22 protein-coding genes are annotated in these 21,052 nt (G+C 53.4%); 15 read left to right on the forward strand and 7 right to left on the reverse strand.

Going from position 1 to position 21,052, the window contains the following annotated elements; translation table 11 throughout:
* The first annotated feature begins 124 nt into the window (after positions 1–124).
* The 5 genes from lexA (at position 125) to WKJ04_RS08300 (ending at position 5,192) form a co-directional block, all read left to right on the forward strand.
* Positions 125–751: a transcriptional repressor LexA gene (gene lexA / locus WKJ04_RS08280; RefSeq protein WP_337879994.1), complete on the forward strand. Its 627-nt coding sequence runs from the start codon at positions 125–127 to the stop codon at positions 749–751.
* Positions 752–1,008: 257 nt separating this feature from the next.
* The gene (gene coxB, locus WKJ04_RS08285) at positions 1,009–2,139 is read left to right on the forward strand and encodes a cytochrome c oxidase subunit II (RefSeq protein ID WP_337879995.1); all 1,131 of its coding nucleotides are present in this window, start codon (positions 1,009–1,011) and stop codon (positions 2,137–2,139) included.
* Between the two features lie 9 nt (positions 2,140–2,148).
* On the forward strand, positions 2,149–3,741 hold the full coding sequence (gene ctaD, locus WKJ04_RS08290) for a cytochrome c oxidase subunit I (protein WP_337841725.1): 1,593 nt from the start codon (positions 2,149–2,151) through the stop codon (positions 3,739–3,741).
* A 10-nt stretch (positions 3,742–3,751) separates the two neighbouring features.
* Positions 3,752–4,318 carry a cytochrome c oxidase assembly protein gene (locus WKJ04_RS08295; protein ID WP_337879996.1) on the forward strand — a complete coding sequence of 189 codons (567 nt, stop codon included), beginning with the start codon at positions 3,752–3,754 and terminating at the stop codon, positions 4,316–4,318.
* Positions 4,311–5,192, forward strand: a complete 882-nt coding sequence (locus tag WKJ04_RS08300; RefSeq protein WP_337879997.1) for a cytochrome c oxidase subunit 3 — start codon at positions 4,311–4,313, stop codon at positions 5,190–5,192. The genes WKJ04_RS08295 and WKJ04_RS08300 overlap by 8 nt, the downstream gene beginning before the upstream one ends.
* On the opposite strand, the gene WKJ04_RS08305 is transcribed toward WKJ04_RS08300, so the two are convergent.
* Complete coding sequence (locus tag WKJ04_RS08305) at positions 5,193–5,402, reverse strand: DUF2909 domain-containing protein (RefSeq protein WP_337879998.1); 210 nt, start codon at positions 5,400–5,402, stop codon at positions 5,193–5,195. It lies immediately after the preceding gene.
* Positions 5,403–5,426: 24 nt separating this feature from the next.
* Between WKJ04_RS08305 and WKJ04_RS08310 the strand changes: the two genes are divergently transcribed.
* Genes WKJ04_RS08310 through WKJ04_RS08330 form a run of 5 tightly spaced genes read left to right on the forward strand, consistent with a single transcriptional unit; the run spans position 5,427 to position 9,174 of the window.
* Positions 5,427–6,143 carry an SURF1 family protein gene (locus WKJ04_RS08310; protein WP_337879999.1) on the forward strand — a complete coding sequence of 239 codons (717 nt, stop codon included), beginning with the start codon at positions 5,427–5,429 and terminating at the stop codon, positions 6,141–6,143.
* Positions 6,144–6,641: a hypothetical protein gene (locus WKJ04_RS08315; protein ID WP_337880000.1), complete on the forward strand. Its 498-nt coding sequence runs from the start codon at positions 6,144–6,146 to the stop codon at positions 6,639–6,641.
* Complete coding sequence (locus WKJ04_RS08320) at positions 6,641–7,663, forward strand: COX15/CtaA family protein (RefSeq protein WP_337880001.1); 1,023 nt, start codon at positions 6,641–6,643, stop codon at positions 7,661–7,663. The genes WKJ04_RS08315 and WKJ04_RS08320 overlap by 1 nt, the downstream gene beginning before the upstream one ends.
* Positions 7,614–8,519 (forward strand): heme o synthase, encoded by a 906-nt coding sequence (cyoE, locus tag WKJ04_RS08325; RefSeq protein WP_337841718.1) that lies wholly within the window; start codon positions 7,614–7,616, stop codon positions 8,517–8,519. Before WKJ04_RS08320 ends, cyoE begins: the two co-directional genes overlap by 50 nt.
* 19 nt (positions 8,520–8,538) lie before the next feature.
* The gene (locus WKJ04_RS08330) at positions 8,539–9,174 is read left to right on the forward strand and encodes an SCO family protein (RefSeq protein WP_337880002.1); all 636 of its coding nucleotides are present in this window, start codon (positions 8,539–8,541) and stop codon (positions 9,172–9,174) included.
* Positions 9,175–9,198: 24 nt separating this feature from the next.
* Here WKJ04_RS08330 and WKJ04_RS08335 read toward each other — a convergent pair whose 3' ends face one another.
* Together WKJ04_RS08335 and nfuA are read right to left on the reverse strand one after the other, a co-directional pair.
* Entirely contained in the window at positions 9,199–10,209 is a 1,011-nt protein-coding gene (locus WKJ04_RS08335; RefSeq protein ID WP_337880003.1) for a polysaccharide deacetylase family protein, read from the reverse strand.
* A gap of 57 nt (positions 10,210–10,266) precedes the next feature.
* Positions 10,267–10,845, reverse strand: coding sequence for a Fe-S biogenesis protein NfuA (nfuA, locus tag WKJ04_RS08340; RefSeq protein ID WP_337880004.1), 579 nt, complete (start codon positions 10,843–10,845; stop codon positions 10,267–10,269).
* 126 nt (positions 10,846–10,971) lie between these two features.
* Here nfuA and WKJ04_RS08345 point away from each other — a divergent pair, with 126 nt between their 5' ends.
* On the forward strand, positions 10,972–13,515 hold the full coding sequence (locus WKJ04_RS08345; protein ID WP_337880005.1) for a M14 metallopeptidase family protein: 2,544 nt from the start codon (positions 10,972–10,974) through the stop codon (positions 13,513–13,515).
* On the opposite strand, the gene WKJ04_RS08350 is transcribed toward WKJ04_RS08345, so the two are convergent.
* Entirely contained in the window at positions 13,449–14,213 is a 765-nt protein-coding gene (locus WKJ04_RS08350; RefSeq protein ID WP_337880006.1) for a ComF family protein, read from the reverse strand. The genes WKJ04_RS08345 and WKJ04_RS08350 overlap by 67 nt on opposite strands.
* A 33-nt stretch (positions 14,214–14,246) precedes the next feature.
* On the opposite strand from WKJ04_RS08350, the gene bioH reads away from it, so the two are divergent.
* The 3 genes from bioH to WKJ04_RS08365 all read left to right on the forward strand — a co-directional run bounded on the left by bioH (position 14,247) and on the right by WKJ04_RS08365 (position 16,245).
* Positions 14,247–15,005: a pimeloyl-ACP methyl ester esterase BioH gene (bioH, locus tag WKJ04_RS08355; RefSeq protein WP_337880007.1), complete on the forward strand. Its 759-nt coding sequence runs from the start codon at positions 14,247–14,249 to the stop codon at positions 15,003–15,005.
* Positions 15,006–15,107: 102 nt separating this feature from the next.
* A complete protein-coding gene (locus tag WKJ04_RS08360) occupies positions 15,108–15,377 on the forward strand; it encodes a flagellar basal body rod C-terminal domain-containing protein (RefSeq protein ID WP_337880008.1) in 270 nt (89 codons plus the stop codon).
* A 7-nt stretch (positions 15,378–15,384) separates the two neighbouring features.
* A complete protein-coding gene (locus WKJ04_RS08365) occupies positions 15,385–16,245 on the forward strand; it encodes a putative metalloprotease CJM1_0395 family protein (protein WP_337880009.1) in 861 nt (286 codons plus the stop codon).
* Between the two features lie 56 nt (positions 16,246–16,301).
* Here the strand turns inward: WKJ04_RS08365 and WKJ04_RS08370 are convergent, their stop codons facing one another.
* The 3 genes from WKJ04_RS08370 to greB all read right to left on the reverse strand — a co-directional run bounded on the left by WKJ04_RS08370 (position 16,302) and on the right by greB (position 20,571).
* On the reverse strand, positions 16,302–18,611 hold the full coding sequence (locus WKJ04_RS08370; protein ID WP_337880010.1) for a Tex family protein: 2,310 nt from the start codon (positions 18,609–18,611) through the stop codon (positions 16,302–16,304).
* A 110-nt stretch (positions 18,612–18,721) separates the two neighbouring features.
* Positions 18,722–20,092 (reverse strand): aldehyde dehydrogenase family protein, encoded by a 1,371-nt coding sequence (locus tag WKJ04_RS08375; RefSeq protein ID WP_337880011.1) that lies wholly within the window; start codon positions 20,090–20,092, stop codon positions 18,722–18,724.
* Positions 20,089–20,571 (reverse strand): transcription elongation factor GreB, encoded by a 483-nt coding sequence (greB, locus tag WKJ04_RS08380; RefSeq protein ID WP_337841701.1) that lies wholly within the window; start codon positions 20,569–20,571, stop codon positions 20,089–20,091. The genes WKJ04_RS08375 and greB overlap by 4 nt, the downstream gene beginning before the upstream one ends.
* 273 nt (positions 20,572–20,844) lie before the next feature.
* On the opposite strand from greB, the gene WKJ04_RS08385 reads away from it, so the two are divergent.
* Positions 20,845–21,048 carry a hypothetical protein gene (locus WKJ04_RS08385; protein ID WP_337841700.1) on the forward strand — a complete coding sequence of 68 codons (204 nt, stop codon included), beginning with the start codon at positions 20,845–20,847 and terminating at the stop codon, positions 21,046–21,048.
* The last annotated feature ends 4 nt before the right edge of the window (positions 21,049–21,052 follow it).

The raw sequence follows: 21,052 nt of genomic DNA on the forward strand, positions 1-21,052 counted from the left end.
GACGGCTCTGAAACTCGCATCTTGAGGTCACTTGGGTATAAACCAGCAAAATTCCGGCTTGGGCTTGGCACTGGCAATAATGCTGTATATACTCACAGTATCCACTGTATAGGTATTCAGCATTATGCGCCCATTAACGCCACGACAAGCCGAAATTTTACAATTAGTGAAAGACTACCAGGCCGAAACCGGTATGCCGCCGACCCGGGCTGAGATTGCTGCTCAGTTGGGTTTCAAGTCGGCCAATGCAGCAGAAGAGCATTTAAAAGCGCTGGCGAAAAAAGGTTTTATTGAAATGATGCCTGGTACTTCCCGTGGCATCCGCTTAGTGGATGATGAAGCCGCCAATGAAGTGGACGAAGAGCCGGGTTTACCTTTGGTTGGTAAAGTGGCCGCGGGTCAGCCTATTCTGGCGGCTGAACATATTCAGCAGCGTTATCAGCTGGACGCAAACCTGTTCAGACCTCATGCCGATTTTCTGTTGCGGGTGCAGGGCATGAGTATGAAAGACATTGGTATTCTGGATGGCGATTTACTGGCGGTGCATAAGACCTCTGAAGCGCGGCAGGGGCAGGTGGTGGTGGCCAGAGTGGAAGATGAAGTCACTGTGAAGCGTTTTCGCCGTGAAGGTCAAACGGTTTTTTTACATCCGGAAAACGACGATTTTAACGTGATTAAAGTGGACTTAACTCAACAGCATTTTGCCATTGAAGGCCTTGCCGTTGGTGTGATCCGGGCTAATGGCTTTTAAAAAAGTTGCCCTTTCTCAATAGCTTGCCTTTCATCTTTGGCTGGTACGACCAGATGGTTTTATCAGCCACTCAGGTTTACATCCCGAACTTCCTTGTCTAATTCTTAAACTACACAGGTGCAGGAATCTGTGCACCGGCTTCAGCAACTGATGTCGGAATTATAAGAATAATGGCGGTTGCATCACGAAGACGAAGTGTTGGGTGAAGTGTCTTCTTTTCTGCAACATGCCAACGGCAAAGACAGAGGAGAAGTTACGTGGCGAAAACACGTCGTTGGAGTGGTTCGCTGCTAACCTTGATGCTTGCGTTTCGTGCGCAGTCCACAGAAATGCCCCTGAATATGACGCAGGGGGTGACGGAGATCAGTCAGAAGGTCTATGACCTGCATATGACGATTTTCTACATTTGCTGTGCCATAGGGGTAGCAGTTTTTGGGGTGATGTTTTGGTCTATTCTGCGTCACCGCAAAGCCAGAGGAGCCGTGCCGGCTCAATTTCATGAAAGTACCAAAGTTGAGTTGGCCTGGACGGCTATTCCGGTGATTATTCTGGTGTTGATGGCGATACCTGCCACCAAAACCCTGATTGCCATGGAAGATACCTCTGAAGCTGATTTAACCATTCTGGTGACCGGTTCACAGTGGAAGTGGCATTACAAATACATGGACAAAAATGTCGAGTTTTTCTCCCTGTTAGCGACACCACGTCAGCAAATTGCCAACAAGCTGGCCAAAGGTCAGAACTACCTGCTGGAAGTGGACAGGCCATTGGTGATCCCGTCTGGTAAAAAAGTCCGTTTTTTGATGACCTCTGACGACGTGATCCACTCCTGGTGGGTGCCGGCCTTTGCCGTGAAAAAAGACGCGAACCCCGGATTTATCAATGAGGCCTGGACCAAAGTTGAGCAAGAGGGCATTTATCGTGGTCAGTGCGCGGAGCTCTGTGGCAAGGACCATGGTTTTATGCCTGTGGTGGTCATCGTCAAAGAGCCGGCCGAGTTTGACAGCTGGCTGGCTGACACTGCGGCCGCTCAGGCTCAGGCCAAAGCAGAAGAACAGAAGTTACTGGCGATGACGATGAGCAAAGACGAGCTGATGGCCTTGGGTGAAAAAACCTATAACGGCTATTGTGCCGCCTGCCATCAACCGACAGGGCTTGGCATTCCTGGTGTATTTCCGGCGTTAAAAGGCAGCAAAATGGCGCTGGAAGATTTACCGGCCCATATCGACATTGTGTTGCATGGTAAAACCGGTACTGCGATGCAGGCGTTCGCCAAACAGCTGAGTTTGCAGGAAATTGCTGCGGTCATTACCTATGAACGCAATGCCTGGGACAACAATACCGGTGATGTGGTGCAAGCCGCTGACATTGCCAAAGCACAACAGTAGGGGGCTGTGATGAGTACAGTAACAACAGACCATCATGATGCCCATGCTGAGCATCATCACGGGCCAGCAAAAGGCATCAAACGCTGGTTATATACCACCAACCATAAAGACATTGGCACTTTGTACCTGCTGTTCGCATTGCTGATGTTTTTTATAGGTGGCGCTATGGCGATGGTGATCCGGGCCGAGTTGTTTCAGCCCGGTCTGCAAATTGTAGAGCCAGATTTTTTTAACCAGATGACCACAGTGCACGGCCTGATTATGGTGTTTGGTGCCGTAATGCCTGCCTTTACCGGCCTGGCGAACTGGCTGGTGCCTATGATGATTGGGGCGCCGGATATGGCCTTGCCGCGGATGAATAACTGGAGCTTCTGGATTTTACCTTTTGCTTTCAGCATTTTGCTGCTGTCTTTATTTATGGAAGGCGGTGGTCCGGCCTTTGGCTGGACCTTTTACGCACCTCTGTCCACCACCTACAGCAGTGACAGCACTGCGCTTTTTGTGTTTTCTGTGCACATTATGGGGATTTCATCCATTATGGGGGCCATCAATGTGATCGTCACCATTATGAACCTGCGGGCCCCTGGCATGACCTATATGAAAATGCCGCTTTTTGTCTGGACCTGGTTTATCACCGCATTTTTGCTGATAGCTGTGATGCCAGTGCTGGCTGGCGCTGTCACCATGGTGTTGACTGACAAGTACTTTGGCACCAGCTTCTTTGAAGCTGCCGGTGGCGGTGACCCGGTGTTGTTTCAGCATATTTTCTGGTTTTTCGGCCACCCTGAAGTTTACATCATGATTCTGCCGGCTTTTGGCATTGTCTCGGCCATAGTGCCCACCTTTGCCCGTAAGCCGTTATTCGGGTATGCGTCCATGGTGTATGCCACGGCCAGTATTGCCTTGTTATCGTTCCTGGTCTGGGCTCACCATATGTTCACCACAGGCATGCCGGTGTTTGCCGAACTGTTTTTTATGTACTGCACCATGCTGATTGCCGTGCCAACCGGGGTGAAAGTGTTTAACTGGGTGGCGACCATGTGGCGCGGGGCCATGACCTTTGAAGTCCCCATGATGTTCGCCCTGGCCTTTATTGTGCTTTTTACCATTGGCGGTTTTTCCGGACTGATGCTGGCGATCACACCAGCTGACTTCCAGTACCATGACACTTACTTTGTCGTTGCGCATTTTCACTATGTGCTGGTGACAGGGGCCATCTTCTCCATTATGGCGGCCGCGTACTACTGGTTACCAAAATGGACGGGCCATATGTATGACGAAACCTTGGGGCAATGGCATTTCTGGTGCTCGCTGATCTCAGTCAATCTGTTGTTTTTCCCGATGCATTTTGTCGGTCTGGCCGGTATGCCGCGGCGTATTCCGGATTATGCGCTGCAGTTTGCCGACTTTAATGCCTTTATCAGCATTGGTGGTTTTGCGTTTGGCCTGTCACAGCTGTTGTTTGTTGCTGTGGTGGTTAAATGCATTAAAGGCGGGCAAAAGGCCACAGCTCAGGTGTGGGAGGGGGCTGAAGGTCTGGAATGGACCCTGCCATCGCCCGCTCCTTATCACAGCTTTACCACTCCACCTGACGTGAAGTAACGGAGGTCCTATGGCATTGGCTCATCAACGCCTGACAGTCAAACTGAGCTTAGCGGCTGTGGCGATGTTTGGTTTTGGTTATGCGCTGGTGCCTTTGTACGACGTGTTTTGCGACATCACTGGCTTAAATGGCAAAACCTCTGCCGTGGCTGCCAGCGCAGAGGCCGCCGTGGTGGATGCCAAACGAGAAGTGCTGGTGGAGTTTATTGCCCGGCCCAATAAAAACATGCCCTGGGTATTTGAACCTGTGGTGACCCGGTTGCGGGTGCATCCGGGGGAAATTCACAAGGTGAATTATCTGGCCAGAAATATTACCGCGTTACCTATGGTGGCTCAGGCAGTGCCATCGGTGTCACCGGGTCAGGCGGCGTTGTACTTTAATAAAATCGAGTGTTTTTGTTTTAACCAACAGGCTTTGGCGGCAGGGCAGGAATTGCTGATGCCGCTGCAGTTTTATGTCGATCCCGCTCTTCCCAGCCAGTTCAGCACTATTACCTTGTCTTACACCTTGTATGAGGTGCAAGGGGCTGCAACGACTGCCTCTGCGGGAACAGTAACAGGGGATACCTATGAGTGAACAACATCAACATTACTATGTGCCCGAGCAGTCGCCCTGGCCCATAGTAGGCGCTGTGGCACTGTTTTTAATTGCCTTTGGGGCGGGCCATTTTGTCAATGAAGTGACCAAAGATCAGCCGGGTTACGGTGGCTATCTGATACTGGCTGGGGTGGCTGTGCTGCTGTTTATGCTGGTGGGTTGGTTTCGTAATGTGATCGACGAATCCATGCATAACCTGTACAGCCCGCAGATGGACAGATCGTTCCGGCAGGGCATGAGCTGGTTTATTTTTTCTGAAGTGATGTTTTTTGGTGCTTTTTTTGGTGCCTTGTTTTACGCCCGCCTGATTGCAGTGCCTTGGCTGGACGGGGCCAGCAACAATGCCATGACGGCCGCTGTGCTCTGGCCTGCCTTTGAAGCCGTCTGGCCTTTGCTGACCACCCCGGATGGCACCCAGACCCAGGCCATGCCCTGGCAGGGTATTCCGCTGTACAACACCTTGATCCTGCTGACCTCGTCAGTGACTTTGCAATTTGCCCATATTGCGATGGAAAAAGACAAACGTGGCCAGTTGAAACTGATGCTGTTTCTGACCATTGCTCTGGGGTTTCTGTTCCTGTGTTTTCAGGTCTATGAATACATCCATGCGTACCGGGATTTAGGCCTGAAACTGGATTCAGGGGTTTACGGCAACACTTTCTTTTTATTGACCGGGTTCCATGGTTTGCATGTGACCCTGGGGGCCGTGTTTCTGACGGTGATTTTTCTGCGTATTGTGCTGAAAAACCATTTTACCGCCCACAAGCATTTTGCCTTTCAGGCGGCCGCCTGGTACTGGCATTTTGTCGATGTGGTCTGGTTGTGCCTCTTTGTGTTTGTCTATGTGCTTTGATCAGTAAGGCCTGGGGTGAGGGCTCAGCAGGCCCAGCCCCAGAGCCAGCACAATCAGCAGGACAACGGCGACAGACCAAATCAGGCGACGGCCTAAAAAAACCGACATAGGTGGTTGATTAGGATCGTTTTTTAACATCAGAAGCAACGCGCGGAATAAGTTAAAAATAATAAAGAGCAGCAGCGCTATGAGCAGTAATTTAATCAGCATACAACCTCAGTTCAGGGCAAAGGAATGGCAGCATCGAGCCTGACACCTCAGTGGCGGCCGGCACAGTGGCTGCTGGTGTTCATCACTCTGGCTGCTTTTTTGCTGCTGTGCAAGCTGGCGTTGTGGCAGTGGCACCGGGCGGATGAAAAACAACAGTTGCTGCAGCAACAAGCCAGCTGGCAGCAGCAGGGGGCCATGGCCTGGACGCAACTGCCGCAGGCGGATGCGCAGCAACTGGACGGTATTCTGATTCAGGGGAAGGCGGTCTGGCAAAAGCCAGCGCTGTGGCTGCTGGATAATCAGGTGCTGAGTGGCAGAGCCGGCTACGACGTGGTGATCCCTGTGCTGGTGGATCAGCGTCCGCCGCTGCTGCTGGTGAATTTAGGTTGGGTCGAAGCTCCGCCCGGCCGCGATGAGCTGCCGCAGGTCCAAATCCCTGTACAGTTTGAGTTGCAGGGGCTGTTACGTACTCAGCTGGGCGGTGTGCTGCTGGGACAAAACCTGGAGGACACCGGCCTGTGGCCACAGCGGATGCAACAGGTGGTGCCAGCTGAGCTCAGCAAGGTGTTGGGCCAGCCTCTGTATAGCGGCTTGGTCTATCAACAGCACTCCCCTTTTCGTTATCACTACCAGAGCGTGGTCATGCCACCGGAGAAACACCGGGCCTATGCCGTGCAATGGGCCTTATTGGCGCTGGTGGTGCTGTGTGTTGCAGGCGCTTTATGGCGCCGGGAGTTCTGAATGCAAAAATCCCGTTTTCTGATTCTTTTTATTTTATGCCTGGGGTTACCACTGGCCGCTGCGCAGGCGGTACTGAGTTTTGGCTGGTTTGGTGGCAGTACCAGTAACAAAGGTCAGTGGCTGACTCAAGAACTGCTGTTACTGCCAGCTGTTGCTGGCAAACAGCACTGGCGGTTGGTCTATTTGAGTGCTGAGCCACACTGTGACAGCCGCTGTGAAGAAGCGGCTTATCTGCAACAGCAGGTGTATCAGGCGTTGGGTCGTAAGCAAGATTACCTGGCATTGTGGCAACTTGGAGCTGGCACCGCCGCCACCATGCAAAACGCTGATTTACCAACTGTTGCTCAGGCATACGCAGGCCAACTGGTTTTAGTGGATGCTCAGGGACTGGGGTTGCTGTCTTACCCTGTCGCCTTGCAACGACCGGAGAATGTGCAAACAGGAAAAGCCATTCTGGCCGACCTGAATAAATTGCTGAAATACGAAAGGGGGCTCTGATGCGGCTGCAAAAGATGCTGGTCGTTGTCGCTGTGCTGTGGACCATGGCCGTGATTGTGCTGGGGGCTTATACCCGACTGACTGACGCAGGTTTGGGTTGCCCGGACTGGCCGGGCTGTTATGGGTTTTTGCAGGTGCCACAGCAGGACACCCATATTGAGCTGGCAGAAGCGCGATTCCCGGATCGGCCGCTGGAGGCTGGCAAAGCCTGGAATGAAATGGTGCATCGCTATTTTGCCGGCACTTTGGGGCTGCTGATCCTGGTGCTTTTTATCAATGGCTGGCGGCATCAGCAGCGACGGGTACCGGCTTTGTTGCTGGCGCTGGTAGTGTTTCAGGCGGCGTTGGGCATGTGGACTGTGACGCTGGCACTGCATCCAGTGGTAGTGATGGCGCATTTATTGGGTGGCTTTAGCTTGTTGTCTTTATTGGCCCTGCATTGGTGGCAGTTGCAGCCCAGGCCTGTATGGCAGGTCAGTCAGACACTGAAAAAGCTGTTCTGGCCCGTGTTGCTGGTGTTGACCGGGCAAATAGCCTTGGGCGGCTGGACTTCGGCCAATTACGCCGCTTTGTCCTGTATTCAGTTGCCCTTGTGTGAACCGGGCTGGATGGACAGGCTGAACTTTGACGAAGCCTTTTCGCTGCACCTGGGGTACGACAGTTATGAGTTTGGTGTCATGAGTCTGGATGCGCGGGCCACAGTGCATTTGATGCACAGGGTCTGGGCACTGGTCACTGCAGTGGTGGTGCTCGGTTATGCCTGGTTGTTATGGCGGCAGGGGGCCGCTGTGCTTCGTACATTCGCGCTGCTGATTGGACTGCTGCTGTTCTTGCAAATCAGTTTGGGCGTTGCCAACGTCGTGCTGCATTTGCCCCTGATCAATGCTGTGGCGCATAACTTTGTCGCGGCCAATTTATTGATGTGTCTGGTGTGCAGTGGATATCTGCTGCACAGTACCAAGGAGAGTCTCTATGCAGAAAACTCAATCATTGCAGCCTCTGGCCAGCAATCAGTGGCGTGATTATCTGGAGCTGACCAAACCCAAAGTGGTGGCGCTGTTGGTGCTGACCGCCGTGGTGGGGATGGTGCTGGCCCGGCCAGATTTCCCGCCGCTTGGTTTAATGCTGGCGGCGACTGTGGGGATAGGGTTGTTGTCCGCAGCAGCAGCAGCCTTAAACCATGTGGTGGATAGACGCATTGATGCACAGATGGCCCGCACCTACCACAGACCAGTGGCCAAAGGCCGGATCAGCAGCCGTCAGGCGGTGCAGTTTTCGTTGACTCTGGCCTTAAGCGGGTTTTTGTTGCTTTTTGTCGCGGTGAACCCGCTGACTGCCTGGCTGACTTTGTCCAGTCTGTTCGGTTATGCGGTGGTGTACACCATGTTTTTAAAACGGGCGACGCCACAAAACATTGTGATAGGCGGGTTGGCGGGTGCTATGCCGCCCCTGCTGGGCTGGACAGCCATGACGGCCGAGGTACATGCCCATGCGCTTTTGTTAGTGATGATTATTTTTACCTGGACCCCACCGCATTTCTGGGCTCTGGCCATTCACAGGCGGGACGATTACGCCCGGGTGAACATGCCGATGTTGCCGGTCACGCATGGCATTGAGTTCACCAAAACCGCTATTTTCCTTTATACCCTGATGTTGTGCCTGGTCTGTTTATTGCCTTACCTGGTTGGTATGACCGGGGTGTTGTATCTGGCAGGCAGCACAGTGATCAACCTGGGGTTTGTCTGGTATGCCTGGCAGCTGAAGTATCAGGCGAGTGCTGGCACGGCCATGGCCACCTTTAAGTACTCCATTTGGCATCTGATGGTATTATTCCTGCTGTTGTTAGCTGACCATTATTGGTTTTGGCCAGCTTTTTAACAGCGGTGAAGGAATAACGATGAATAAGTATGTGATATGGGTGCTGTTGGTGCTGGCGTTATTGGCCGGGGTCTGGTTGTCGCAGATGCAGCAGGATGCCAGACAGCCGCAGCAGGCGGTGGTTTATCCCAAAGCCAGGCCGCTGAATGACTTCAGCCTGCTGGATGAGCAGGGCCAAACTGTGGGGTTGGACGCGTTGCGAGGTCAGTGGACCCTGGTGTTTGTCGGGTACACTTCGTGCCCGGATATCTGCCCAATGACCATGGCGAAACTGGCGGCACTGCTGCCGAAACTGCAGCAAATGACCAGCACGCCGGTACAGATTTGGTTCGTGTCGGTCGACCCAAAGCGGGATAGCCCAGCGCAGTTGGCGCAGTACGTGAAACACTTTAACCAGCCAGCCTTAAAAGCCCGCACCGCCGATCATCCGGCGTTATTTCCATTTGTCCGGCAGCTGGGGCTGATGTATGCCATTCCGCAGCAGCAGGAAGGCCGTTATCTGGTCGATCACAGTGCCAGCATTGCACTGATTGGCCCCAAAGCGGATGTGGTGGCCATGTTTAAACCTGAAATGAAAGCCGGGCAGTTGCCGCTGGTGGACAGTGACATCTTATTGGCCGACTTTCCGTTGGTGCTGGAACGCAGTGAAGGTTGATTCAGCGGCGTCGCTGGTTGTGGTTTAGTCCAGCACCCAGGGCTGCGAATACCAGTAGAAATAACCTTTGTGGCTGCGTGACGGCACTGTGCAGTTGTAACGTTTGTGGCTGCTGCGCAGCGGCTCTTTCGCTTTGGCTTCAAAGCTGTCGGCATTCAGCCACTTCACTGCAATGGCTTCACCATTGCTAAAGCAGTTCAGCTGGTTGGGGTTCAGGTCGGTCACATCCAGTTGCAGGCGTAAGGTTGGCGGGTTCGGGCCTTTGACCGGATCCGCGGCCAGTGCTTTTTTCACCGGCATCGCCAGTGTTTTCAGTTTAGGTTCAAAGTGTTTCAGTGCCGCGTACTGGCTGGACGAAGGGTAACGGGGTAACCGTGTCAGACTGCTGGCAAGCCCGACAGCTCCAGACTGCTGGCCTATGCCAATAAAACCAAGCTGGCTGACCAGCTGTTCCAGTTCTTCACTGAACTCGCCATAAGGGTAAGCCAGCCATTTGTGTTTGATGCCCAGCTGCTGTTCCAGTTGCTGCTGCGCCAGTTCAATGTCCTGTTTAACCCTGTGGCGCCAGTCGGCCTTGCTTTCACCTGGTCTGGGTTTGGCCAGATGATCGTGATACGAGCTGTGGTTGGCAATCAGCACCCCATCAGCCTGCAGTTTTTTGATCTGCTGCCAGCTCATCACAGGCCCTTCGCGGCGGTCAATCAGGGCCGGGCTCAGAAAGACGGTGTAAGGAAAACCAAACTGCTGCAATATGGGGTGCGCCTGCAGGTAAATATTGTCATACCCATCATCAAAGGTGATCACCACGGCATTGGCGGCAGGCTCCTGGCCAGACTGCAACTGGTTCAGCAATTGGTCCAGGCCAATCACCTGATACTGCTGGTCTTTTAAAAATTGCAGATGGCTGCGGAATTCTGCCGGGGTCACGCTGGTAGAACGGGGCGTGCTGGTGCTGACATGGTGGTATTGCAAAATCACCGCGGCCTGGCTGCTCAGTGTCAAAGTCCCCAGTAACAACAAAGCAAATTTCAGCATGTTTTGCTCCCTGAAATAACAAAAGGCCACCAAGTGGCCTTTTGAGCTGTACACAGATTAGTAATAAGAGTGCTCACCACGCTGGTGGTCGGTGACATCACGCACACCACTGAGTTCACCGGAAAACCGGTTTAACAGCTCTTTTTCAATGCCTTCTTTGAGGGTCAGATCCACCTGGGAGCAACCATTACAGCCGCCGCCAAACTGCAGCACGGCGACGCCTTCGTCGGTCAGTTCGACGACGGAGACCCGGCCACCGTGGTTGGCCAGCTGAGGATTGATTTCGGCATCAATCACATACTGCACCCGCTCTTTTAACGGCGCGTCGTTATCCACCTTACGGACTTTGGCGTTGGGCGCTTTTAACGTCAGCTGGGAACCCATCTGATCGGTGACAAAATCAATTTCGGCGTCGACTAAAAATGGTTGGCTTTCGGCATCGACTATCGCAAAGAAGCCATTAAATGACAGCTGAATGTCAGTACTTTCCACTGCATCGGCCGGGCAATAAGACACGCCACACTCCGCGGAAACAGTGCCTGGGTTGACCACAAAGACCCGGATATTGGTGCCGGCGGCCTGCTTTTCCAGCAGCTTACTGAAGTGGGCCTGAGCGGTTTCGGAAATTTTGATCATCGGTAGTACCTGACTGAATTACTAGGTTAATGGTTATGATACTCCTGTTCCTTCCCCCCTGCCAGCCCGGCTTGTCGGCAGCAAAGCTTTATTGCTAAGGTGAACGCAAAAAGAAGGGGAGCAGCAATGCCACAACTCAAACTATTACTGTGTTCGTTGTTATTGGGGTGCAGCAGCCAAATCGCAATGGCACAGCCACAAAGTCCTGCGCAATTTTTTGGTTTTCAGTCCGGCGACTGGCATTTACGCCACGATCAAATTCAGATGTATTTTCAGCAGTTAGCAGCGGGCTCTGACAAAGCCCGTCTGGAGGTGATTGGTCATACCCATGAACACAAACCATTGCTGCAACTGATAGTGTCTGCACCTGAAAACCTGGCCCGGCTGGAGCAAATCCGCCAGCAGCATTTGGCACAACTCAGTGCGGGCACCGAGCTTTCCGGTGATATTCCGCTGGTGATCTGGCTGGGTTACGGGGTACACGGCAATGAGAGCAGCGGCCCCAATGCGGCGGTGCGGGTGGCGCACCATTTGCTGACCAGTCAGGATGCCGAAGTTCAGGACTGGCTGAAAAATGCGGTGATCCTGATTCAGCCAAGTTTAAACCCGGACGGCCATGAGCGTTTTGCTACCTGGGCCAATATGCACAAAGGCAAAGCCGCGGTGGCTGACCCACAAAGCCGGGAACATATTGAACCCTGGCCCAATGGCCGGCCTAACCATTACTGGTTTGATTTAAACCGTGACTGGCTGCCCTTGCAGCATCCGGAAAGTCAGGCCCGCATTGCCCAGTTTTACAAATGGCGCCCTGAAGTCATGGGGGATTTCCATGAAATGGGCCCGAACAGCAGTTACTTTTTCCAGCCAGGTATTCCAAGCCGCACTTACCCGCTGACGCCGGCCCGCAACCAGCAACTCACCGCGGAGATTGCGAAATTCCATGCCAAGGCTTTTGATGAACAGGGCAAACTGTATTACACCGAAGAGAGCTTTGATGATTTTTATGTGGGTAAAGGCTCAACCTACCCTGACGTGAATGGTTCAGTCGGCATTCTGTTTGAGCAGGCCAGCAGCCGGGGTCATCTGCAAGACAGTATCAACGGGCCTCTGAGTTTTGCCACCACCATCGACAATCAGTTCACTACCTCCTTATCAACTTTACGTGGTGCACTGAGCCAGAAAAAAACGCTGCAAAATTACCAGCAGGCGTTTTTTCGCGAGTCAGAGCGGTTAGCGGCAGACGAAGCCTACAAAGGCTATATCATTGCGGAAGACCGGGATGCCAGTCGGTTGGATGCTTTATTGAGCCTGCTGGCCAGACACCAGATTAAAGCCTTTGCGCTGACTGAAAAGTGGCAACACAAAGGGGTGACCTATCAGCCAGGCCAGGCCTATTACCTGCCGTTGCAGCAGGCGCAATATCTGCTGTTGAAAGCGGCTTTCAGCACTGAAACCAATTTCCCGGACAATACCTTTTACGACGTGTCGGCCTGGACTTTACCTTATGCCTTTAATATTGAGTTTGCCAGAACTGGCCGCAGCCCGGCTGTGGCTGAACATGCCTGGCAGGCCGCAGCCTCTGTGGCAGTGGCTCCGGTGGCAGGTGCTTATGCTTATGCGTTCGACTGGGCTGACCAAAAAGCCCCTCAACTGACACAGGCTTTATTAAAGCAGGGGTTGGTGTTGCGGGCGGCCAGCAAAGATTTTGTTGCCCAAACCAAACAGGGTGAACGCAGCTTTAAAGCCGGTGCCATGGTGGTGGCTGCCGGTCTGCAGACGCAAACCGACTGGTTCGAACGGCTGGGCCACGTTTTGCAACAAATCAATTTACCGGTTTATGCAGTGACATCGGGTTTAACGGGGCAGGGCCAGGATTTGGGCAGTAATGGTTTTGTGCCTGTGGCTAAACCCAATGTGCTGCTGGTGGCCGGGCCGGATGTGAATTCTACGGAAGCCGGTGAAGTCTGGTTTAACCTGGAGCAACTGGCGGGTCTTTCGCCAAGCCTGATTGAGCCGCAACGCTTAAGCCGGGTCGATTTACACCATTACAGCCATATTATCTTGCCGGACGGCAGTTACCGGGGATGGGGGGCTGATGAGCAACAACTGCTGCAGCAATGGGCGCGGCAAGGTGGTGTGCTTTGGGGTCACAAAGGCGGAGCTGCCTGGCTGAGCCGGGCAGGCCTGCTTAAAGCCAAAGCCTGGAATCCGGCAGAAATGGCGACGCTGGTCAGTGACGAAGGGGCAGCTTATGGTGATAAAGAAAAACTGGCAGGTAAACGCCGTATCGCGGGTGCCATTTATCAGACCAAACTGGATCTGACGCATCCTCTGAGTTTTGGGCTGAGTCGTTCTGAGCTACCGGTGTTTAAAAACGGCACCTTCCTGCTGATGCCGATGCAGCAGGCCTTTACCAATGTGGCTTTGTACAGCGATAAACCTCAGCTGGCGGGGTATACCACGGCTGAATACGTGGATCGTATTGCTGAAGGTGCGGCCCTGGTCGCCCATAACCTTGGGCAGGGCAGAGTCATAGGTATGACAGATAATCCGGTATTCCGTGGTTATTTTGTCGGTTCCAGCCGGTTGCTGATCAATGCGCTTTATCTGGGCAAAATGTTCAGCGCCGATTCGGCTGACGACGATGGTGACGATGAGGCTGCCGAGTAAGGAGTGACCGCAAGGCTCCAGACATCCACCCGCTGCACCCCGGCGTTTTTTAACAGCCGGGTCAGCCAGTCCATTGTTGCGCCCGTGGTCACCACGTCATCCACCAGCGCAATATGGGCTGGCAAATCGCCGCTGTTCAGCTGAATTTTACCGGCCAGATTGGCTAGCCGTTCTTTGCGCTTTAGCCCGGTCTGATGGGGGATCAATGCAGGGCTGTGAAATAACGCCAGACAGGGCCTCTGCCATTGCCTGGCTATCGCCTGAGCCAGCAATTGTGCCTGATTAAAACCCCGTTGCCTGAGTCTGGCTGCGGACGCGGGCGCAAAACCCAGTGCGTCCGCCACTATAGCCGGGTTCTGCGAGAGGGCTGCGGCTTTTTCTGCCAGCAACTGGCATAATAACTCGCCTTCAGCCAGCCCCTGTTGAAACTTCCAGCGCTGGATCCAATGCCGGTAAGGCTGTTGGTACCAGGTTAACGTATACAAGGCATCAAAACGGGCCTGTGACAAGCCCTTTTGCACGGGTGGCAAAAGCAGTGAGTTTTGCTGGGTCAGGCTGGCGTCCAGTCTGGGTAAGTGCTGTTGGCAATAGCTACACAGCTGAGGTTCGTCTGGGGCCAGAGGTTGTTGGCACCATAAACAGACAGACGGCAGTAACTGGTGAGCGAAGCGGCTGAGCCAGAGATTAATCGCGGACATCCTGTCCATCTCCAAACGAAAGAGAGTTCAAGTATGGTGGAATCACCGACAAACACCAGTACTTTGGTATTGCTGCATGGCTGGGGCCTGAACCAACAGGTCTGGAGTCAGCTGTTGCCGCAGCTTCCGCCACAGCAGCCGGTTTTGGCGCTGAATATTCCGGGGTTTGGCGGAAGTCAGGCTCCTGCGCCTTATCAGCTTGAACTGGTGCTGGATCAACTGGCCAGCCAGATCCCGCAGCAGTCGGTGTTGGTCGGCTGGTCTTTGGGCGGGCTGCTGGCACTGTTGCTGGCCAGCCGTCACCCGGCAAAGGTAAAAACCCTGGGTTTGGTGGCCAGCAGCCCGAAGTTTCTGAAAGGGCACGACTGGCCAGGTATGGAAGGGGCTGTAATGCGTCAGTTTGCACAATCGTTGCAACAGGATTTGGCCGGGACTGTGGAACGGTTTCTTGCTATCCAGGCCATGGGCAGCAGCTCAGCACGTCAGGATATTAAGCAGTTGCGTCAGGCGGTGCTGAGTTTGCCATTACCCACCGCGCCAAGCCTGGAGCAAGGACTGCACTGGCTGGCTGAACTCGATGCCCGCGAGCAGCTTGCTGCTTTGCCGCACAAAGTGTTTGGCCTGTATGGCCGGCTGGATTCCTTAGTGCCCGCTGCTGTGCTGCCTCTGCTTCAGCAGCTTCGGCCTGATGCCGATTGGACCTTACTGGACAAAGCCTCGCACGCACCTTTTATTTCCCATCCTGATTATTTCCTCTCCTGGGTACTTAAGCTGCTTGCTGTCGAAGATTAGAGTGTTTTTTCTACAGAAAACGGCAAAAACTTGCCGTTCTGCTTCCGTTTTTATTGGTTTTGGCCAATAATTAAGCACTTTATCCATTAACGGAGGCTTGTGATGGAAATCAGTTCAGCTTTTTCCAGTGGTTTACAGGGCTACCAGCGAGCATCAGACCGAGTCACTGAAGCGACTATTAACATTAACCAGCAAACTGCCGCCTCCCGCAACCAGCAGCAATTGGAAACTCCGGCCGAGCCTGTCAGCGCTGTGTCGGTGGAACAAAGCCTGGTTGATTTGACCGAAGCGCAGGATCAGGCGGAAGCCAATCTGAAGTCGGTGCAAACCGCCGATGAGGTATTGGGTTCTATTATTGATATCCGGGTGTAACTAACCAATGATCCTCACTTCGAATTATCCAAACGTACCTTTGTATGTGGGTAATCCGGCCACTGATTTGGTCCGGCGCGACAACGCGCGCCGCGAAGTGATAGAACCAGTGCGGGAGATGGAACGTTCTGCCGCCGAAAAAGGTGTCCAGACCGACGATAAAGGCCGGGATGCCCGTCAGACCCAGCTCTCCTATCAGGAAGACAGCAAAACCAAAGGCCTCGATTACGAACAGGCCGTTACAGGCAAAGATCCAAAAGACCAGGATCAAGAAGGCAAACAGCAATCTTCTCAGCAGCAGTCTGATGCAGAAAAACGGCAGCAGCAGGCGGAGAAAAAAGAAGTTGCTGAATTAAAAGCCAGGGATCAGGAAGTGCGGGCACATGAACAGGCCCATGCGGCTGTAGGGGGGCAATATGCCGGTTCCCCCAGCTATGAGTACCAAACAGGTCCTGATGGTCAGCGGTATGCTGTAGGCGGTGAAGTCCCCATCGATATTTCCGAAATTCCGAATGATCCTCAAGCCACCATTGCCAAAATGCAGCAGGTGAAAGCCGCGGCTTTGGCTCCGGCTGAACCTTCGGGGGCTGACCGGGCCATAGCCGCAGAAGCAAGCCGCCGGATGCAGGAAGCCCGGGCCGACTTGGTCAGTGAAACGCATGAGGACTACCGGGAAGCCAGTCAGCCTGACACTGAAGAAACCTCAGACCCTTACACGGTGCCGGACTCAGAAAATGGTCCTGTGTACAGGTCGAAAGTGTCGAAAACCTTGCAGGAGCCGTTGATGCAACTGCGTTCAGAAGTGATTGCAGGCTTTTATTCACGTTCAACCATTCCCAGTGAACGTCCTTTGCTGCAAACCGCCTGACTGTTTGGTTTTCACAAAAAAGGCCGCTGAGTGCGGCCTTCTTCATTAGGGAGCTGTTACTTTTTCAGCTTGGCGAACGCAGCAGCAAAGGCATTGCCCATAGCTGCATTGGGGTTGTCCATGGCTTTTGGTGTTTTGGCGGCTTTCACTGCAGGGCCGCGGTTGCCCGGCTCTTTGCCGGTGGCCGCTTTAGCCTGAGGTTGTTCGTCCATCCGCATGGTCAGCGCAATACGTTTGCGGTCCAGCTCAACTTCCAGCACTTTTACTTTGACAATGTCGCCGGCTTTGACCACCTGATGCGGGTCTGAGACGAATTTGTCAGTCAAAGAGGAAATGTGTACCAGACCATCCTGATGCACGCCAATATCGACAAAAGCACCGAAGTTGGTCACGTTGGTCACCACCCCTTCCAGCAGCATGCCTGGCTTCAGATCGGCCATGGTTTCCACGCCATCTTTGAATTGTGCCGTTTTAAACTCAGGACGCGGGTCACGGCCGGGTTTATCCAGCTCGCGGATCACGTCTTCCACAGTCGGCAAACCATAACGTTCATCGACAAACTCAGCCGGGTTCAGGCTGCGCAAAAAGCTGCTGTTGCCAATCAGTTCAGCCACGGGTTTGCCGAACTTTGCCAGAATTTTTTCCACCAGGGGGTACGCTTCCGGGTGAACGGCGGAGGTATCCAGTGGGTTGGCGCCTTGGCTAATCCGTAAGAAACCAGCGGCCTGTTCGAACGCTTTGGGGCCAAGGCGCGCCACATTCAGCAAATCTTTACGCTGAGCGAAGCGGCCATTGGTGTCGCGGTACACCACAATATTCTGCGCCAGAGTTTTGTTCAGCCCGGCCACCCGGGCGAGCAGAGGGACTGACGCTGTGTTCAGGTCGACCCCGACGGCGTTTACACAGTCTTCAACGACCGCATCAAGTGATTTGGTCAGCAGGCTTTGGTTCACATCGTGCTGATACTGACCGACGCCTATGGCTTTGGGCTCAATTTTCACCAGCTCAGCCAGCGGGTCCTGCAAACGACGGCCGATGGAGACAGCACCACGCAACGACACATCCAGGGCCGGAAATTCCAGCGCTGCCAGTTCAGACGCCGAGTATACGGATGCGCCAGCTTCAGACACCATAATTTTGGTGATGGCCTGCTCAGGCAGCAGTTTAATCACTTCCGCAGCCAGTTTGTCGGTCTCCCGTGACGCTGTGCCGTTCCCAATGGCAATCAGTTCCACTTTGTACTGTTTGCAATAAGCGGCCAGGGTACGGACTGACTTGTCCCAGTGGTTTTGTGGCGCATGCGGAAAGACAGTGGTGGTGTCCAGCAGCTTGCCGGTTTCATCAATAGCGACCACTTTCACTCCTGTGCGTAAACCCGGGTCCAAAGCCAGAGTCGGGCGCAGGCCGGCAGGGGCCGCCATCAGCAGGTCTTTCAGGTTCCGGGCAAACACTTTAATGGCTTCTTCTTCCGCCATGTCACGCAGCTCACCCAATAAATCGTTTTCCAGATGCAGGTGCAGTTTCACCTTCCAGGTCCATTGCACCACGGTGCGCAGGAAATCATCGGCCGGCCGGCCTTGCTGGCGCAGGTCAAAGTGGCTGGCGATCATCTGCTCACAGCTGGCATGGGCTGTGGTTTCATCGGCATCAGGTTGCAACTGCAGGTTTAAAATGCCTTCGTTACGGCCGCGGAACATGGCCAAAGCCCGGTGTGACGGCACCGACTTCAGGTTTTCGCTATGGGCAAAGTAGTCACGGAACTTCACGCCTTCCTGCTCTTTACCTGCGATCACAGTGCTTTTCAGCACGGCATACTGACCCAAATGACGGCGCAGTTTCGCCAGCAGTGCCGCATCTTCGGCAAAACGTTCCATCAGAATGTATTTGGCGCCATCCAACACAGCTTTGGTGTCGGCAAACCCAGCTTCGGCATTGAAATAACGGCTGGCTTCCTGCTCAGGGCTTAATTCCGGATCGGCCAAAAGGGCATCTGCCAGTGGCAATAAACCGGCTTCGATGGCGATCTGGCCTTTGGTACGGCGTTTGGCTTTGTAAGGCAGGTACAAGTCTTCCAAACGGGTTTTGTTGTCGGCGCTTTGAATATCGCGCTCCAGCTCAGCAGTCAGTTTGCCTTGTTCGGCAATGGTTTTCAGGATCACCTGACGGCGATCTTCCAGTTCACGCAAGTAGGTCAGCCGGCTTTCCAGGGTCCGCAATTGGGTGTCGTCCAGTCCGCCTGTCACTTCTTTGCGGTAACGGGCAATAAAAGGCACTGTGGCACCTTCATCCAGCAATTGAATGGCGGCAGCCACCTGTTCGGCTTTGGCGGCAATTTCTGCTGCAATTTGTTTGGTAATCATTGACATAGAATCAATACATCCTTGGTCAAGGCCGCTACAACATGGCCTTTGGTCAGTTCAGGTGCAGGCATTGTCCACTTTTACACAAAGCTTGCCAATGCCATTGCGCTGGTCGCTTAACGCAACCAGCTCAGCACACGCTGTTTCCAGCTTTGATAAGGGGCGAAACGCAGAGGAGGTTCTGGCAGGAAGGTACGGCGCAGTACAGATTTTAAATGGCTGAACTGGTCGAAACCTGCTTTGCCTGAATACTGGCCCATGCCACTGGGGCCTGTACCACCAAACGGCAGTTCAGCCACAGCCATAAACAGGATCACGTCGTTAATGCACTGGCTGCCGCTGCTGATTCGGTCCACCCACTGTTGTTGCTGCTGGCTGTCGGCGCTGAACAGGTAAGCGGCCAGAGGCTTCTCCCGGCGACGGATAAACTCCAGCGCCTGCTCATAGTGGCTGACTTTGAGTATTGGCAGCACTGGGCCGAAGATTTCCTGTTGCATCAGCGGGCTGTCGGCGGCGGGCTCCAGCACCAAAGTCGGTTCGATGTAACGGTCAGCTTCATCGCTTTTGCCACCCAGCACCTGGGGTTGGTGTTGCAGATAACCCAAAATACGCTGCAAATGGCGGCTGTTCACAATACGGCCATAATCCGGGCTTTGCTGCGGGTCGTCGCCAAACATCTGTTTGATCTGTTGCTGCAACGCTTCAATCAACTGCGCTTCGACATCTTTATGCACCAGCACATAGTCCGGTGCAATGCAGGTTTGGCCGGCATTCAGCCACTTGCCCCAGGCCAGTCGCTGCGCGGTCAGTGGGATATTGGCACTGGCGTCCACATACACCGGGCTTTTGCCGCCCAGCTCCAGGGTGACAGGCGTCAGATGTTCGGCCGCGGCACGCATCACTATTTTGCCAACCTGGCCGTTGCCAGTGTACATCAGGTAGTCAAAAGGCAGCTCCAGCAGGGCTGTGGTTTCAGCCACACCCCCTTCCACCACCTGCACCGCCTGTGCGTCCAGGTAACGGGGGATCAGCCGGGCTATTAAAGCAGAGGTGGCTGGTGACAGTTCAGAGGGTTTGATCAGGGCCATATTGCCAGCTGCAATAGCGGGCACCAAAGGCCCCAAGGCCAGCTGCAGCGGGTAATTCCAGGCACCGATAATCAGCATGACCCCATAAGGTTCGGGCTGCACATAAGCCATTGAGGGCCACAGCATCAGGGGGGCTTTGACCCGCCGGGCTTTGCTCCATTTTTTTAACTGCTTCAGGGTATGACGGATCTCGGCATCCAGGTAGGCAATTTCAGTCAGCCAGCTTTCAAATGGTGCTTTACCCAGATCGTGTTGCAAGGCTTCCTGCCATTCCTGCTGATGGTTCTGCAGCATCTGCCGCATCGCCTGTAATTGCTGACGTCGCCATTGCAGTGAGCGGCTGGCGCCTGACGCAAAGTACTGTTGCTGCTGCTGAAATGGGGTTTGATACGGATTCATTGTTGCTCCTGTGGGTACCAAATTTTATTCACCAGCCAAGTCTTAGGGCCTGCCGGGGTATTCACCTGAACTTCGTCGTCTATCTGCTTTTTAATCAGCGCTCTGGCCATAGGCGCATCAATAGAGATGTAATCTTTCCGGCCATAAATTTCGTCCGGCCCGACAATACGAAAGCAGAGTTGCTCACCCTCGTCATTTTCTATTTCCACCCAGGCACCAAAAAACACTTTACCCTGTTGTTGTGGTGAATAGTCCACCACTTTTAACACTTCCAGCCGTTTTCGCAAATAACGGACCCGTCGGTCAATTTCCCGCAACAACTTCTTGTTGTATTGATAATCGGCGTTTTCGCTGCGATCGCCGAGGCTGGCTGCCCAGGCCACTTTGGCTGTGGTGTCTGGTCGTTTTTCCCGCCACAGCTGGTTCAGTTCCTGTTGCAGCGCTTCATAGCCTTCACGGGTGATTAATTCTGTTTTCATACCAATTGGATGAGAGTTGTTATTCCCTGACGTTATAGCGATTCTGCAGCGCGCTGAACAGAGAGCCTTGATTTTTCTTTGAATTATTTCCGCTGCATGACAAGGGAATACGAAAGTTGAAAATATTTTCTCTTTAAATTCACGTTGTTGCGTAAATTTCCACACTTATTTAAAAATAATCTTTTGCTGTCATTTAGGTGTAACAAAAATATGCTAGGCGTTTGGCGCGTTGCTGGCTATAGTGAACTTGTGTTCAGATAAAAGGAGACCACTATGAAAGCAAAAATCACAGGTCTGCTGGTCCTTGCAGTAGCACTGATCCTCGGTGGTTGCAGCTCGTCAGCCAACTACGCGTACCAGATTGACCAGCAACAGTTAGAAAAACAGCAAAATTCGACCCGGTTAAGTGCGCATACCGGTCACGTGGTATGGATGAATCCACCGCTGAAAAAAGTTGAAAAAGTGCAGACAAATTAAGTCG

This window comes from Rheinheimera sp., from assembly GCF_037442345.1.
Classification (GTDB): Bacteria; Pseudomonadota; Gammaproteobacteria; order Enterobacterales; family Alteromonadaceae; genus Pararheinheimera.

Excerpts from the sequence above, each read along its gene's own strand:
- greB (WP_337841701.1), bottom strand. The coding sequence starts at position 20,571 with ATGAAAACAGAATTAATCACCCGTGAAGGCTATGAAGCGCTGCAACAG.
- WKJ04_RS08320 (WP_337880001.1), top strand. The coding sequence starts at position 6,641 with ATGCGGCTGCAAAAGATGCTGGTCGTTGTCGCTGTGCTGTGGACCATG.
- WKJ04_RS08365 (WP_337880009.1), top strand. The coding sequence starts at position 15,385 with ATGATCCTCACTTCGAATTATCCAAACGTACCTTTGTATGTGGGTAAT.
- WKJ04_RS08335 (WP_337880003.1), bottom strand. The coding sequence starts at position 10,209 with ATGCTGAAATTTGCTTTGTTGTTACTGGGGACTTTGACACTGAGCAGC.
- nfuA (WP_337880004.1), bottom strand. The coding sequence starts at position 10,845 with ATGATCAAAATTTCCGAAACCGCTCAGGCCCACTTCAGTAAGCTGCTG.
- WKJ04_RS08360 (WP_337880008.1), top strand. The coding sequence starts at position 15,108 with ATGGAAATCAGTTCAGCTTTTTCCAGTGGTTTACAGGGCTACCAGCGA.
- WKJ04_RS08385 (WP_337841700.1), top strand. The coding sequence starts at position 20,845 with ATGAAAGCAAAAATCACAGGTCTGCTGGTCCTTGCAGTAGCACTGATC.
- WKJ04_RS08350 (WP_337880006.1), bottom strand. The coding sequence starts at position 14,213 with ATGTCCGCGATTAATCTCTGGCTCAGCCGCTTCGCTCACCAGTTACTG.
- cyoE (WP_337841718.1), top strand. The coding sequence starts at position 7,614 with ATGCAGAAAACTCAATCATTGCAGCCTCTGGCCAGCAATCAGTGGCGT.
- WKJ04_RS08305 (WP_337879998.1), bottom strand. The coding sequence starts at position 5,402 with ATGCTGATTAAATTACTGCTCATAGCGCTGCTGCTCTTTATTATTTTT.
- WKJ04_RS08295 (WP_337879996.1), top strand. The coding sequence starts at position 3,752 with ATGGCATTGGCTCATCAACGCCTGACAGTCAAACTGAGCTTAGCGGCT.
- WKJ04_RS08330 (WP_337880002.1), top strand. The coding sequence starts at position 8,539 with ATGAATAAGTATGTGATATGGGTGCTGTTGGTGCTGGCGTTATTGGCC.
- lexA (WP_337879994.1), top strand. The coding sequence starts at position 125 with ATGCGCCCATTAACGCCACGACAAGCCGAAATTTTACAATTAGTGAAA.
- WKJ04_RS08300 (WP_337879997.1), top strand. The coding sequence starts at position 4,311 with ATGAGTGAACAACATCAACATTACTATGTGCCCGAGCAGTCGCCCTGG.
- WKJ04_RS08375 (WP_337880011.1), bottom strand. The coding sequence starts at position 20,092 with ATGAATCCGTATCAAACCCCATTTCAGCAGCAGCAACAGTACTTTGCG.
- WKJ04_RS08315 (WP_337880000.1), top strand. The coding sequence starts at position 6,144 with ATGCAAAAATCCCGTTTTCTGATTCTTTTTATTTTATGCCTGGGGTTA.
- WKJ04_RS08345 (WP_337880005.1), top strand. The coding sequence starts at position 10,972 with ATGCCACAACTCAAACTATTACTGTGTTCGTTGTTATTGGGGTGCAGC.
- WKJ04_RS08370 (WP_337880010.1), bottom strand. The coding sequence starts at position 18,611 with ATGTCAATGATTACCAAACAAATTGCAGCAGAAATTGCCGCCAAAGCC.
- ctaD (WP_337841725.1), top strand. The coding sequence starts at position 2,149 with ATGAGTACAGTAACAACAGACCATCATGATGCCCATGCTGAGCATCAT.
- WKJ04_RS08310 (WP_337879999.1), top strand. The coding sequence starts at position 5,427 with ATGGCAGCATCGAGCCTGACACCTCAGTGGCGGCCGGCACAGTGGCTG.
- bioH (WP_337880007.1), top strand. The coding sequence starts at position 14,247 with ATGGTGGAATCACCGACAAACACCAGTACTTTGGTATTGCTGCATGGC.